This is a genomic window from Kitasatospora sp. A2-31, from assembly GCF_022288725.1.
GTDB lineage: Bacteria > Actinomycetota > Actinomycetes > Streptomycetales > Streptomycetaceae > Kitasatospora.
This window is the reverse complement of sequence record NZ_JAKNTA010000010.1, coordinates 50,003-63,701: the sequence shown is the minus strand read 5'-3', so window position 1 is coordinate 63,701 and position 13,699 is coordinate 50,003. Positions and strand designations below refer to the sequence as shown.

At 76.8% G+C, this 13,699-nt stretch carries 10 protein-coding genes; 5 read left to right on the top strand and 5 right to left on the bottom strand.

What is annotated here, in order from left to right; all coding sequences use genetic code 11:
- The first annotated feature begins 59 nt into the window (after positions 1-59).
- From MCM47_RS26080 to MCM47_RS26065, 4 genes are read left to right on the top strand one after another with little or no spacing between them, the layout of a single operon-like run.
- Positions 60-1,301 (top strand): AAA family ATPase, encoded by a 1,242-nt coding sequence (locus tag MCM47_RS26080; protein WP_238864140.1) that lies wholly within the window; start codon positions 60-62, stop codon positions 1,299-1,301.
- Entirely contained in the window at positions 1,298-1,864 is a 567-nt protein-coding gene (locus MCM47_RS26075; RefSeq protein ID WP_238864139.1) for a hypothetical protein, read from the top strand. Before MCM47_RS26080 ends, MCM47_RS26075 begins: the two co-directional genes overlap by 4 nt.
- Positions 1,861-3,549, top strand: a complete 1,689-nt coding sequence (locus MCM47_RS26070) for a hypothetical protein (RefSeq protein WP_238864138.1) — start codon at positions 1,861-1,863, stop codon at positions 3,547-3,549. Before MCM47_RS26075 ends, MCM47_RS26070 begins: the two co-directional genes overlap by 4 nt.
- Positions 3,546-6,587, top strand: coding sequence for a bpX6 domain-containing protein (locus tag MCM47_RS26065; protein WP_238864137.1), 3,042 nt, complete (start codon positions 3,546-3,548; stop codon positions 6,585-6,587). Before MCM47_RS26070 ends, MCM47_RS26065 begins: the two co-directional genes overlap by 4 nt.
- Before the next feature lie 122 nt (positions 6,588-6,709).
- Here MCM47_RS26065 and MCM47_RS26060 read toward each other — a convergent pair whose 3' ends face one another.
- The 3 genes from MCM47_RS26060 to MCM47_RS26050 form a co-directional block, all read right to left on the bottom strand.
- A complete protein-coding gene (locus MCM47_RS26060) occupies positions 6,710-7,207 on the bottom strand; it encodes a hypothetical protein (protein WP_238864136.1) in 498 nt (165 codons plus the stop codon).
- Positions 7,208-7,382: 175 nt separating this feature from the next.
- Positions 7,383-9,995, bottom strand: a complete 2,613-nt coding sequence (lanL, locus tag MCM47_RS26055; RefSeq protein WP_238864135.1) for a class IV lanthionine synthetase LanL — start codon at positions 9,993-9,995, stop codon at positions 7,383-7,385.
- Positions 9,996-9,997: 2 nt separating this feature from the next.
- Positions 9,998-10,165 carry an SflA family class IV lanthipeptide gene (locus MCM47_RS26050; RefSeq protein WP_238864134.1) on the bottom strand — a complete coding sequence of 56 codons (168 nt, stop codon included), beginning with the start codon at positions 10,163-10,165 and terminating at the stop codon, positions 9,998-10,000.
- A gap of 722 nt (positions 10,166-10,887) precedes the next feature.
- On the opposite strand from MCM47_RS26050, the gene pstS reads away from it, so the two are divergent.
- The gene (gene pstS / locus MCM47_RS26045; protein ID WP_238864133.1) at positions 10,888-11,811 is read left to right on the top strand and encodes a phosphate ABC transporter substrate-binding protein PstS; all 924 of its coding nucleotides are present in this window, start codon (positions 10,888-10,890) and stop codon (positions 11,809-11,811) included.
- 69 nt (positions 11,812-11,880) lie between these two features.
- Here the strand turns inward: pstS and MCM47_RS26040 are convergent, their stop codons facing one another.
- The gene (locus MCM47_RS26040) at positions 11,881-12,726 is read right to left on the bottom strand and encodes an SMP-30/gluconolactonase/LRE family protein (protein ID WP_238864132.1); all 846 of its coding nucleotides are present in this window, start codon (positions 12,724-12,726) and stop codon (positions 11,881-11,883) included.
- 89 nt (positions 12,727-12,815) lie between these two features.
- Positions 12,816-13,613: a VOC family protein gene (locus MCM47_RS26035; RefSeq protein ID WP_238864131.1), complete on the bottom strand. Its 798-nt coding sequence runs from the start codon at positions 13,611-13,613 to the stop codon at positions 12,816-12,818.
- Positions 13,614-13,699 lie beyond the last annotated feature (86 nt).

Sequence of the window (13,699 nt, the reverse complement as noted above, 5' to 3'; positions counted from 1 at the left end):
GGCCGCGAACCGAAACCCGTTGGTGGGTGCGGATCGGCGGCCCGTAGACTCCGGTGCTCGTGACCGAGACGAACGCCGATTCGACCACCGTTCCCCCCGCGGAGACCGCGGAGACCGCGGCAGGCGCAGCGACGTGGCCGTCTCCGGCCAACGCGGCCGCCGCTGCGGCCGTGGCCGCCGTGGCCGCCGACGCCGAGCTGGTCGGCGCCGCCGTGACCGCCGCCGGCCGTGGACTGGTCGACCGCGAGACGGTGGCCGAGGTGGTCACGCTCTGCGCGGTCGCCGGGGAGCACCTGCTGGTCGTGGGCGCGCCCGGCACCGCCAAGTCCGAGGCCGTGCGCCGGATCGCCGGTCAGCTCGGCGGGCGGTACTTCGAGTACCTGCTCGGCCGCTTCACCGAGCCGAACGAGCTCTTCGGCCCCGTGGACCTGCGCGGTCTGCGCGAGGGCCGGGTCGAGTTCGAGACCGCCGGGATGCTGCCCGAGGCGGAGATCGCCTTCCTCGACGAGGTGTTCCTCGGCTCCACCGCAGTGCTCAACACCCTGCTCGGACTGCTGAACGAACGGGTCTTCCGCCGCGGCCGCACCGTCCTCGACAGCCCGCTGCGGGTCTGCGTGGGAGCCGCCAACCGGTTGCCGGAGGACCCGGCCCTGGCCGCCTTCGCCGACCGCTTCCTGGCCCGGGTCTTCGTCGAGCCGGTGGCCGACGCCCGGCTGGAGGAACTGCTGGAGGCCGGCCGCCGTCCGGCGGCCGCCCCGGCCGCTCCGGGCGGCCTGCTCGGTGCGGTCGACCGGCTCGCCACCGCCGCCCGCACCTGCGACCTCGACGACGTCACCCCGCTGCTCGGCACCGCGTTGCGCCGCCTGCGCAGCGCCGGCGTGCCGCTCAGCGACCGGCGGGCGGTGCGCTCCCAGCGCCTGGTCGCGGCCGCCGCCGTGCTGGACGGCCGGACCGCCGCCTCCGCGCGCGACCTGTGGGTGCTGCCGCTGATCGCGCCCACCGCCGACACCCAGGCGCTGGCCCGCGACACCCTGGCCGACCTGGTGGAGAAGGCCGCCAACCGCAGTCTGGCGCACGCCGCCGAGGAGCTTTCCCGCAGCACGGCCGCGCGTGCCGAGCGGCTGGCCCGGGCCGGCAGTGCGCTGCTCGCCGAGCACCGCGGCCTCCCCGCCGGGCGTGACTCCCGGCTGCGGCTGGAGGCGGCGCTGCGGGAGATCGACGCCGGCTTCGACCCGGCGGACCTCCCCGCCGCCCTGGCGGGGATACGCGCCGACCTGGTCGCGGCGGTCACGCCCTCGTGACCACCGCTCAGCCGCCGCGCCCGGCCGGCCCGTACGACTCCGGGCCCGGCCCCGGCACCCGGCCGCCGGCGTTCGCGCTCCGCTGGGAACGCCGGGAGCCCCCGCTGCCCGCGGCCGCCGTCCTCGCGCTCGGTGACGCCGTGCCCGCCCTGGCCGCCGCCGCCCGGGAGCGGCTGCGCGCCGGCGCCCGGCTCGGCGTGCTCGTCGACGACGACCCGAGCCTGCCCGCCGCCGACCGTGCCCTGCTGGTCCTCGGCCCGGAGGCCGACCTCCCGTGGGCCGACGGTGCCCGCTACCTCGGCCGCGACGCCGGACTGCTGGTCCCCACCACCGCCCGTCCCGGGCCGGCCGCCGTGCTCTGGCGCCGGGCCCTGGGGGCGGCGGAGGGGCGGCTCTGCGCCCTCGTCCCCGGCCGGGCCCTCGTCGCCGACCCGCCCCCGCCGCTCACCTCGCCGGACGCGCTCGACGCCCTGGCCGGCCCCGCCGCGTCCGCGGCCGGGAGCGCGTCCGGCCCGGCGGCGACTGCGGCTCGGGCCGCCGCACCGCGGAGCGTCCGCCGATGACGAGCAGCCGCCTGCCCGCCGCCCTCGCGCCGTGGGCCGCCGCCCTGTCCGCGGTCAGCCCCGAACTGGCCGTGGCCCTCGGCCCGTTGCTGCTGCGCCTGGACCGCCTCGTCGGCGACCACGAGTCGGTCGTCGACACGATCGGCGAGCCGGACGGCGTCGGCGGCCTGGCCCGCACCGGCCGGCCGGACCAGCTCCTGCCCTCCGAGTGGCTGCTCGCCGACGAGTTCCCGGACGAGTTCCTCCGCCGCCTCGCCGACGGCGAACTGCTCCACCTGGCAACCGAGTTCCGAAGCCCGGCAGGCCGCGGCCGGATCGCCGCCCTGGTCGACGCCGGCCCCACCCAGGCCGGCGCCGGGCGCCTGGTCCAGCTCGCCGCGCTCCTCGTCCTGCACCGCCGCGCCGCCGCGCGCGGCACCGAACTGGTCGTCGGCGTCCTCGGCGACCCCTCCGGCCGCTGGCTGACCGGCGGGCTCGCCGAGCTGCTGCCGACCTGGCTCGCCGCCCGCCGGTCGGCCGACCCGACCCCCGAGGACGTGCAACGGGCCCGGGCCGCGCTGGACGACGCCGACCAGGCCTGGCTGCTCACCTCGCCGCGGCTCGCCGACCGGCTCCCCGCCCACCCCCGGACACTGACCGCCGAACCCGCCCGGTGGACCGCTGACGGCGCCGACCGCGTCCTCGTTCGGCTCGCCGGCGGTACGGCCGAACTCCCCCTGCCCGCGGGGGACATCGCCGTCCGCGCACTGCGCGGCGCGGAGTTCCGGCGACCCGGGCCCGCCGCCGGGCGGCGCGGCCGCCCTCGGGCGGCGGCTGACCGAGCACTGCCCGCCTTCCCCAACGGCGCCCGCACCCTGATCGCCCGCGGCGCGGAGCCCAGCACCCTGCTCGCCGTCAACCTGCCGCACGCGGACGGCCGCCGGACGGTCGGCGTCCGCGCGCGCCGCCACGACCTGGCCGGGCCGGTGCTCGCCGCCGGGCGCATCGCCCGGCGCCTGGTCGCCCTCCAGGTCCGGGGCGACCGGCTGGTCCCGCACGTCGTCGGCCGACCCTTCGGCGAGCCCGGCGGCTACACCGTCGACCTCGCCGACCTCGACACCGACCCCGACGCGGTGGCGGAGCACTTCGCCCGTCCGGTCCTGCCGCTGCTGCGCGAGGGCGACGACCTGCTGCTGCCGCTGTCCGGCCGCTGGTGGCGGATCGCACCGGACGGCACCGCCACCCCCGACGGCGAGGCCGGCCGGGGCACCCATGACCGGGAGCAGTTCAACCCGTTCCGCGAACCGCGGCTGTTCACCATGCTCATGCCGCTTCCCCAGGCCGTCGGCTCGCGCCACTTCCTGCACGGCAATGGCGCGCAGGCCTGGTCGGACGACGGGCGGTCGTGGCACGTGATGGACCAGCTGGGGGAGGAGTCCAGGATCTCCTTCCAGGAGCAGGCCGACGTGATCGGCCTGGTGAGCGGGCGTCAGCCCGCCCTCATCACCTGCAGCCGGGACGGGCGGACGGTGCGCAGCGTCCGCGCCGACGGCGTCCGGACGCTGAGCCGCTTCTCCGGCGGCCTGGGACCGGTCGCCGTGCACCCCAGCGAGCCGCTGATCGCCGTGGAGAAGGAGGCCGGCCTGATCCTGATCGGCGACGCCAACACCGGCCGGATCGACTTCCAGTTCTGGAGCGCGGAATGAGCGCCACCCCGGGCGCGGAGTTCCGCGCCACCGTCACCGCCGCCGGCTTCGTCCTCGACACGCCGGTGATCGGCACGGCCGAGGCCGCCGAGCGCGTCCTCGCCGACTGGCAGGAGGGTGCCGCGCTGCACGCGCTGCCGGACGGCCGCTGGCTGCTCACCCTCGTCGACCCGGTCGAGGCCCGCGCCGACCGGGCACCCGGCCTGCCCGTGGTGCGGACGGACGGCGGTGCCCTGGCCGCCGTGGGCGCCGACCCGGCGGCCGCCGCCGCGGGCCGACTCGCCGTCTCCGCAGGTGGGGTGACGGTCGTGCACCGGCTGTCCGCCCTGGCCGAGCTGGACCCCTCCGGTTGGCTCGATCCCGCGGGCCTCACCCTCCACCGCCCCCGGCCGGTCGGCCCTGCCGAACCGGAGGCCGTGCCCGTCCGGGAGGACCTGCCGCAGCGACCCCGGCCGGACCTGCGGGCGGCGGCCGGCATCGGGCCGCGGAGCGAACGCGCCCGGTGGCTCACCGAGGGCGAGGGGAACGACGGCCGCCGGCCGGGCGGACTCCGCCGGCGGTTCGCCGTGCGGCTCGGGCAGCCGTCGTGGGCCGGACGGCGGCTCCACCGGCCCTCCCCGGGCGGGCGAGCCCGCCGGACGCGGCCCGCCGGACCGATCCGTCTCGTCGCCAGGGTGCTGCTCGGTGCTGTGGTGGTCCCCGGACTGCTCATCGTCCTCTACCGCCGGCTGACCGGGGAGGACAGCCCGTACCCGGGACTCGGGTTGGTCGTGCTCGCGATGGTCCTGGCCGGCGCCTCCGGCGGCCGCCGCACCGCCGGTGCGGGGACCGCGGCCGGCGACGCTTCGGCGACCGGGCCCGCGGCGGCTGCCGGTTCGGCGGCTACCGGGTCCGCCTCGGCGGCCACCGGGTCCACGGCGGCCGGGGCCGCCCGGCGCCGCCGTCCCCGGGGCCCGCTGCTCCGCGGGCTGCTGGCCCGCCTGGCGCTGCGCAGCCCGGCCGGCGCGCTGATCCGCGACCGCCACGCCCGCTACCTGCGCGAGCTGACCCGGGCGTTCGAGCAGCGCCGGTGGGAGGCGGCCCTGCGGGACGCGGTCCGGCTGGCCGGAGACGGGCAGGCCGAGCACCGGCCGTGGCTCGCGCTCGGCCTGCCCCGCCGCCACACCGGCGCCCTCCGCCCCACTCCGCGGGTCGGCACCGCCGGCGGTGCCTCACCGCTCTCCGGGCCCACCGTCCACCAGCACCTCGCCGCTCTCTACCGGCGCGCCGCCGAGGAGTTGGAGCACGCCGGCCGGATCGACGAGGCGGCGTACGTCCTCGCCGACCTGCTGAACGCCCCGGCCGAGGCGGTCGCCCTGCTGGACCGGCACGGCCGCAGCGGCCAGGCCGCCGAGCTGGCCGAGGGCCGCGACCTCGCCGCCGACCTCGTGATCCGGCTCTGGTGGCGGGCCGGCGAGCGCGAGCGGGCCCTGCGCATCGCCCACCGCCGGGCCGCCTTCGCCGCGGCCGTCGGGCGCCTCGCCGCCGACGACCCGGCCGCCGCCCGCGAGCTGCGCCGGGCCTGGGCCGCCCACTGCCGGGAGGCCGGCGACCACCTGGGCGCCGTCGAGGCCCTCTGGCCGGAGGAGGCCCTGCGCCCCGCGGCCGCCGCCGACCTGCGCGATGCGGTCGCCCTCGGTGGGCCGACCCGCGGCCGCGCCCTGCCGTACCTGCTCGCGCTGGGCGCGGGGGAGGCCACCCGGGCCCTCGCCGTCGCCGTCCTCGACGGCAACGGGGACGGCGTCGCCACCGGCCGCTCGGCGCTGGCGGCCGCACTGGCGCAGCTGCCGGCCGCCGATCCGGCCGCGGACCGCGAACTCGCCACCGCCGCGGCCCGCGCGGTCGTCCGCGACGGCGGTTTCGGCGGCACCCTCGGCGAGCCCGACGTGCAGGCCCGGTACCAGCGGCTGCTGAAGCGGGCCGATCCGCTGGTCGCCGCCGACCTGGCGAAGCCGCGTCCGGCCGCCCGCCCGGCGACCGGCCCCACCGTCCACGCCCATGTCGCGGCGGACCGGCCCGGGACGCTGCCGGTGCTGGACGCCGTCCTGCTCGGCTCCGGCGCCGTCCTGGTCGCCTGCGGGCAGGCCGGTGTCCGGCTGCTCGCCCCCGACGGCCGCACCAAGGCCCGCTGGGACGTGCCCGCCGACCAGCTGGTGCCGGCCGACCACGGCGGCGCCGTGCTCCTGGTGGCCGGCTACGGCCAGGTCCGGGAGATCTCCCGGCTCAACCTCGCCACCCGGTCCGTCCGCCCCTGGACGACGCTGCGCGCGCGGCAGATCGTGCGTTCCTTCGACGGCCGCCACCTGATCACGGTGGACCAGGACGGCATCGCGGTGCTGGACACGCTCGCACCCCGGCCGACCGTGGTCTGGCGCGAACTCGGCGACGGTGAGCGGCAGGTGGGCGGGCTCGCCCGCACCGCCACCGGGTGCGCGGGCGTGGTGCTCTCGCCGGTGCGCGACGGCTCCGCGCTCGTCGAGCTCTGGCGCTGGGACCTGCCGGGCTGGGAGCTGCGCTCGCGGCTGCGACTGGACGGAATTCCCGGCCGGTCGGCGGCGCTGGCGTGCGGCGGCCTGCTCACCGTGCACCCGGTCGCGGGCGAGGGGCCGCCGGCCGGTGCGGGGCCGTCCCCGGGCGCCGGGGCGTCACCGGACGGTCGGCCGCAGGGCCGCACCGAGCTGCGCTGGACCGCCGAGCACCCGGTCACCCGGCCCGTCCCGGTCGTCGACGGCTTCGCGCCAGACGGCCCGACCTCCGACGGCGACCATTGGGCGCTCGCCGTGCCGGGCCCCGACGGCAGCGGCGTGCTGGTCCACACCGGCAGCGGGCCGGGTACCGAGCCCACCGCCACCGTGTTCGTCCCGAACGCCCACCCGCCGGCGCTCGGCCTCCGCCGCCACGGCGACGCCGTCACCCACTGGCACCGCTCCGGTCGCGTCCTCGCCACCACCCCGGACGGTGCGACCCTCCTGGCCAACCTGCGCGTCACGGCCGACTGACGGCGGCCGGTCGACGGCGGCGGCGACGTCCCCGCCCAGCCGGGGCGGAGCCGGGACGGGCGCGCCGTGGTCGCGTGCCGCCGCGGGCCGGGAGAGCCGGCCCCGGCGGCGCTACGACGAGGTCAGCACCAGGCGGCGCCGTCGTGACTGGCGGTGAGTTCGAGGGTGTGCTCGCCCTCCGGCACGGGCTGCAGGGCGCCGCCGGCGGCGTGCGCGTCGGCGAAGGACAGCGAGAGGTGGACGGTCAGGCCGTCCCGGGTGCGGGTGAAGCACAGCGACCTGCTCGCCGGGGATTCGGGCTCCTCCGGCAGCCAGCCGCTCCCGGCCGCGGTGGACCGGACGGAGGCGATGACGTCCTCCCGGGAGCCCGGGTGGTCGAAGTCCCGGCCCGCGTAGGCGAAACCGTCGTCTTCGTCGCACCCGGAGTAGAGGTCGCCGGTCCGGGTGGTCCCGGGCCGCGCCTCGTTCAGGATCGGGTCCGCGGCCAGGTCGTCGGCGAGGCGGGCATCCCGCAGCGTGCACCCGGTGAACGCGCCGGTCGTCACCCACGCCCCGCCGAACACCGCGGCCGCCACGACCAGCCACACCAGCGCCGCGGTAGGGCGGCTGTGTTTCGTCATGGCCGCGGAGTCTAGGAGCCGCCCGGGAAATGATCAACGTCGTGCGTCCTGGTGCAGGTGGTGCGGTCCTGGTGCCGGTGGTCGGGGAGTGGAGGTCCCGGGCGGCCGGCGGTCCGCCCACGGTCCGTCGTGGCGGTTGCCGGTGGAGACGGCGGTCGCGGACGGCCGGTGCCGGTCAGCCGATGAGGCCCAGGCGATCGCCGCCCCGGTCGTGCAGCCGTCGGAGGAAGCCCAGCACGCCGGCGGAGCCGCCGGCCCAGGTGGCGCTCGGCCGGGTCAGACCGGTGTCGGGGAACACCGGGCGGGAGGCGGTGCCGCCGCTGCGGCTCAGGATGATCGCGGCGACGGTCTCGGCGGCGTCCCAGAACTCCTCGGAACCGGACGCCCCGGCCACGTCCACCATCAGCTCGCCGACGCCGGACAGGCCGCAGCACTGGGTGACCAGCGGCATCCGCGGCGCCAGCGCGGCGCAGGTGCGGGCCGCCTCCCGGGCGAGGGCGAGGTACTCCGGTTCGCCGAGGCGGTCGGCTGCCCGGACGAGCACCGCCCCGATCCCGGCCAGGCCCCGGCACCACGAGCCGTAGCGGCGGGTCGCTCCCGGGCGGGTCGCGGCCGCGACGATGCCCGGGGTGAGGGCGGCGAGGCCGGCGCAGGCGCGTTCGGCCCTGGTGACGGCGGCGGGGTCGCCGGTCGTGGCCGCGTACTCCACCAGGAAGTACGCGACACCCGCGTCGCCGTGGGCGAGGCCTTCGCTCAGCGCGGCGTTGCCGGTCCTGTCGGCGGCGGGCGTCAGGCGGGCGGCGCCGGACGCCAGCATCCGGTCGCACGCGGCGGCGACGGCGAGGTGCCGGTCGGCGCGCGGGCCGTCGCCGTGGGCGGCGGCGCGCCGGGCGAGCAGCAGGCGGCCGATGCCGATACCGGCGACGCCCTCGATCAGGTCTGCTTCCGGTGGCCCGCCGCCGGGCCCGCGGGTGGGCAGCGCCGGGTGATCTCCCGGGGCCGCGTCGGCGGGCCCCGGTGCCGCGCCGGCCTCGGCGAGGAAGAGCTCGACGCCGGTGCGGCCGGAGTAGAAGCCCGGCGAGAGGGTCCTGGACTGGCCCGCGGTCCACCGCGCCAGGGCGTCCACGGCTTCGCGCACCCCGCTCCGGTGGAGGTGGTGGAGGAGTTCCAGGCCGAGCCCGGAGCTTCCGCCGTAGACGTCGACCGGCGTCGGGACGGCCGCGCGGGCGGTGAGCCCGCGGTCGGCGATCCGGCGGGCCTCGTCGACGCAGAACGCGGCCGTGTGCTCGATGACCTCGTCGAGCAGGCCGCCGTCGAACCGGACCCGGTCGGGCCCCCGCGACGCCAGGGATGCGCGGGTCGTTCCGGCCGTCCCGGCTTCAACAGCCGCTCCGGCCGCTCCGGCCGTCCCGGCTTCAGCGGCCGCTCCGGTGCGGAGCCGGTCGGCGCCCGCGGTCCGCACGGCCGGATCGAGGCTCGTCAACTCGCCGATGACGGCCCGGATCCACCGGTGTTCGTCGCCGGGCAGGGCCCAGGACAGACCGGCGAGGGTGCGGTCCCGGTTGACGGCGGTGTCGGTGTCGACGATCACCGGATCCATGCCGGTGGCGGCGAAGCAGAGGGTCATGCCGAGGGCGTAGTAGTCGTCGGCGGGCTCGGCCGGTCCGGTGCGGCGGCGGACCGGGTCGCTGTAGCCGGGGGTGGAGCCGTCCGGGCCGCTGCCGTCCAGCGCGCTGATCCCGTAGTCGATCACGTGGCACCGGTCGGCGGCGTCGAGCACGACGTTGTCGGGCTTGAGGTCACGGAAGACCACGCCCCGGCGGTGGATGCCGTCCAGGACGCGGAGCAGCTGCGCGGCCAGATCGGTGAGCGTGCGCGTCCGCCGGGCGCCGCCGCCCTGGTAGGGGCCGTTCTCCTGGACCTCCCGCCGCAGGTCCCGGTCGCCGCAGCTGGTGATCACCAGGTACTCGTCCGAGCGGTGCCGGAAGTAGTCGAGTGCACGGGGCACACCGGGGACGGTGTCGAGCGCGGCGAGGACCTTCCGCTCGTTGCGCAGCCGGTCCCGGGTGTCGGCGCCGGACTCGTCCTCCGCCACGAAGGCCCGCGCCTGCTTGACGACCACCGCCAGCCCGGTGGTCCGGTCGACCGCGCGGTAGACGTTGCCCTGCGGCTTGCGGGCGATGCCGCCGGTGACCCGGTAGCGGCCGCCGCCGAGTCCGGCGGGACCCTGCGGAGGACGGGCGGCGTTCCCCGGCCGGTTCCGGAAGGGGTCCTCGGCCCAGGGCGGGCACCGGTACGAACCGCCGGCCAGGCCGTCGAAGGCCCGGCCGTCCGGGCCCACCATGACCGACTCCAGCCGCCCGCTGCGGCCGGTCCGGTAGTCGCCGGTGAAGGGCCCGTAGCGGTAGTAGACGGGGGCGTGCGGGTCGACCCGGCGGTCGCTGACGATCGGCGGACCCTCCCGGTCGCGCAGCACGGCGACGAGTTCGTCGGCCAGGGCGACGACGGTACCGGGTGCCGGGTACAGCGTGACGGCCTTTCCGACGACAGCCGCACTCGACGCACCGGAGTTGATCTCGCGCAGGGTCTCCGGACTCCGGGCCCACTTCGCGTGGCACACGTGGCGCGACAGCACCGGCAGGACGAGGGCGATCACGGCGTCGAGTTCGCCGGGCCGGGCCGAGACGTGGAGCTTCCAGCCGTGGTCCATCGCCGGCATCCGCGGATCGTTCAGGTACGACCAGGTCTCGTCGGACCATCCGCTGCGGCCGGCGATGGACTCGGTCACCGTCAGGAGTTGAAGTCGCAGGCGTAGTGGGTGGTCGCGGTCACCCACGGGTCCGCCAGACAGGCCGTCGCGTCGTGGTCGCCGCGGTCGTCGTCCTCGAACACGATGGCCTCGTCGTCGATCGCGAGCGGGCCAGCGTCGCGGACCTCTTCGAGCAGGGCTGCGGGCATGTGACGCCTCCAGGTCTTGTCGTGCGTCCGGCGACGGCGCGGGTTGCGGCCGTCGCGGAACCACCGGGCCCGACGGGGCCGGAGTCCTGACCATGACGGTAGGTAGGAATGATTGGTCTGACAAGAGGTCAGTACTCATAAACTTCACCCCGTTTGCACATCTGTGGAGAAATGATGTGCACAGCTGGGGAGTGCACCCCCGGCCTGCGGCGGTGACGACCGGCAGCGGCGCCGAGGTGCGCCTCGCGGCGGCCGGCCGCCGGCGTAGGCCTGCGCCCGGTCCGGCGCCGGGTGGTCCGGGGGCGCCCGGCACCGGCGCGGCAGGGCCCGCCCCCTGACCGGACCGTGAACCCGACCTTGCTTCCAGGTGAATGAAGGCCGGTTGGACCATCCGTGGCCGCTGCGCCGGACCGCCGTCGGCGTGGTCCCGGTCCGGTCCGCGGCATGTCGCAGGGCGGTAGCGCCGTGCCGCGGCCGATATTGGCCGGGTCACCCGCTGATCGTCGTCCAGGAGACCCCGATGCCTGCCCAGGCTGCCTCGCCCCGCCACCGGACCCCGGTCCGTGCCGCCACCGTGGCTGTCCTCGTGCTGGCGGGGTCGGGCTGCGGGTCCGGCGCCGAGACCGCGACCGAACCGGCCCCCCTCCAGCGGACCCGCCGCCATCGCCTGCGACGGGTCCGGGCAGCTGCTGGGCGCGGGCTCGACCGCACAGGCCAATGCCATGGACATCTGGAAGAACGCCTTCAGCGCCGCCTGTCCGGCGATCACCGTCAACTACGGCGGTGGCGGTTCCGGCGCCGGTGTGCAGCAGTTCATCCAGGGCAAGGTGGCGTTCGCCGGATCCGACTCGGCGCTGAAGCCGGAGGAGGTCGACGCCACCAAGGCGGTCTGCACCGGCGGCCAGGGCATCGACCTGCCGATGGTGGCGGGCCTGGTCTCGATCGTCTTCAACGTGGAGGGCGTCGACAGGCTCGTCCTCGACGGTCCCACCATCGCCAAGATCTTCGACTCGCAGATCACGAAGTGGAACGACCCGGCGATCGCCGCCCTGAACCCGGGTGCCAAGCTGCCGGACGCCGAGATCCAGGCACTGCACCGCTCGGACGACTCCGGCACCACCGCCAACCTCACCGCCTACCTCGCCGCCACGTCAGGCGGCGCCTGGCCGTACCCGCCGAGCAAGACCTGGGCCGGCAAGGGCGGCCAGTCGGCCAACGGCAGCGCCGGCGTGGCCGCCCAGGTCAAGCAGGTCGACAACTCCATCGGCTACGTCGAGCTCTCGTTCGCGCAGACCAACAACCTCAAGAGCGCCGCCGTCGCCACCGGCGCCTCCCAGCCGGTCGACGCCACCGCCGCCAACGCCGCCAACACCTTCGCGAAGGCCCAGGTCGTCGGCACCGGAAGCGACCTCACCCTGAACCTCGACTACGCGACCAAGGAGGAGGGCGCCTACCCGATCGTCCTGGTCACCTACGAGATCGTCTGCGACAAGGGCAACAAGCCCGCCAGTCTGCCCGCGCTCAAGTCCTTCCTGACCTACACCATCAGCGACGAGGCCCAGCAGGCCATCGGCCAGAAGGGCTACGTCCCCCTGCCCGCCGAGATCACCGGCAAGGTCAAGACCGTGATCCCGCAGCTCTCCTGACGCATCCGCCGGCCCCGTTCCCGCCGCGGGGCGGGAGCAGGCCCCGACCGCGGCGGGCCGCTGCGCCGGTCACGGCCGCCCGGCGCCCGGGACGCCCACCTCGACGGCGAGGACGCGACCGCTCCCGGGGCGAACGGGTTCCGCTCCGGGGCCGAGCCACTCGGCGGCCGCGACGAACAGGGTGCGGCCGTCCGGGCCGCCGAGCGTGCAGGAGAACCCGCCCCGGTCCAGCTCCACGGTCTCCAGCACCTCGCCGCCCCGCCGGACGCGCACGCAGCGCCTGCCCGGCACCGTGGCGTACCAGACCGCGCCCTCGGCGTCGATGCAGATCCCGTCGGGCGCGTCGGCGCCGAGCTCCGCCCACGGCCGGCCCTCGGACAGGCTCCCGTCCGGCCCGATGTCGAACGCGACGAGACGCCCGGCGTACGAGTCGGCGACGACGAGGGTCGAGTCGTCGGGCGTGACGGCCATGCCGTTGGGGAAGAGGAGGCCACCGGCGACGTCACGGGCCGTCCCGTCCGGCGTGACGAGGGTGACGTGGCCGGGCACGGGCTGCTCGCCGGCGAGCATGTCGAACCCGATGCGGTTGACGTAGGTGTTGCCGCGGCCGTCGATGACGACGTCGTTCCACCAGTGACCGAGCGCGCCGAGTTCCGCCCGGACGGTGAGCGTCCCGTCCGGCTCGCGGCGCAGCAGCCGTGACCGGGCGGAGTCCACGATGGTCATCCGGCCGTCGGGGGACCAGGCCGTGCACAGGGGGAGCGACGCCACCGACGCGACGACCTCCACCGTGCCGTCGAGGCCCACCGCACACACCTCACCGGCGGTCCAGTCGGACACGTAGAGGCGGCCCTGGTGCCATCGAGGCGACTCGACCAGTCCCATGCCCGTGGCGAGGGTCCTGATGCGTGACACGGGATTCCCCTTCCGTTGACCCCCCACGCCTCCCGGCGAAGGGGGGCGACCGGCCCGGGCCGCCGACCCGGGCTCCCGACGCGCCGGGCTCAGCCCTCGACCGGAGTGAGAACGACGAAGTCCGCGTTCGACCGGTCGAGACAGACGGCCAGCCGGCCGACGCCCTCCACGTCCGCCGGCCCCATCTGCACGCTGCCGCCGTTCTCGCTCACCCTCGCGACCGCGGCGTCGCAGTCGGCGACGGCGAAGACCGGGTGCCAGTACGGCCGTCCGCCGGTGAGGGCGAGGTGTTCCTCGGGGAGTTCCATGAGCCCGCCCTGCATGCGCTCCTCGGGCAGCCCGGCGGGGGTGATGAGGGTGTACGAGCCCCCGCCGCCCGGCAGCTCCATGTCGCTGAAGCGCCAGTCGAAGACACCGCCGTAGAAGGCCTTGGCGGCCGCCGCGTCGCTCGTGTACAGCTCGGTCCAGGACAGCGATCCGGGCTCGTCCACCAGGTCGACGCCCTTGCTCGTGCCCGGCTGCCAGACGGCGAACTGGCCGCCCAGCGGGTCGCTGTACTGCGCCATCCGGCCCCAGCCGTCGAGGTCCGTCGGCGCCACCCGCACCGTGCCGCCGGCGCTCTCCACGGCCCGCGTCGTGGCGTCCGCGTCGGCGACGCTGTAGTAGATCATCCAGGCCGAGCGCGCGCCTTCCTCGGTGAGCTTGCCGAGGCCGGCGACGATCTTGCCGTCCTTGCGGAACATGCCCCCCTCCATCTCCTCCCCCTCGCCCATGGATTCGTACTCCCAGCCGAGCACGGCGCTGTAGAAGGCCGCGGCGGCGGAGACGTCGGGGGCGCCGAGGTCGAGCCAGCAGGGGGAACCGGGGACGAACTCCGTGGTGATCACGGCGGTGACTTCCTTCCGTAGAGACTGCGTGAACCCAGCGTGACACCGGGGGTGCGGGATCGCTCGCCGGCGGGTACTGCTCGGCC

Coding starts and splice junctions, on each gene's coding strand:
- MCM47_RS26070 (WP_238864138.1), top strand. CDS start 1,861: ATGACGAGCAGCCGCCTGCCCGCCGCCCTCGCGCCGTGGGCCGCCGCC.
- MCM47_RS26065 (WP_238864137.1), top strand. CDS start 3,546: ATGAGCGCCACCCCGGGCGCGGAGTTCCGCGCCACCGTCACCGCCGCC.
- MCM47_RS26060 (WP_238864136.1), bottom strand. CDS start 7,207: ATGACGAAACACAGCCGCCCTACCGCGGCGCTGGTGTGGCTGGTCGTG.
- MCM47_RS26050 (WP_238864134.1), bottom strand. CDS start 10,165: ATGCCCGCAGCCCTGCTCGAAGAGGTCCGCGACGCTGGCCCGCTCGCG.
- pstS (WP_238864133.1), top strand. CDS start 10,888: ATGGACATCTGGAAGAACGCCTTCAGCGCCGCCTGTCCGGCGATCACC.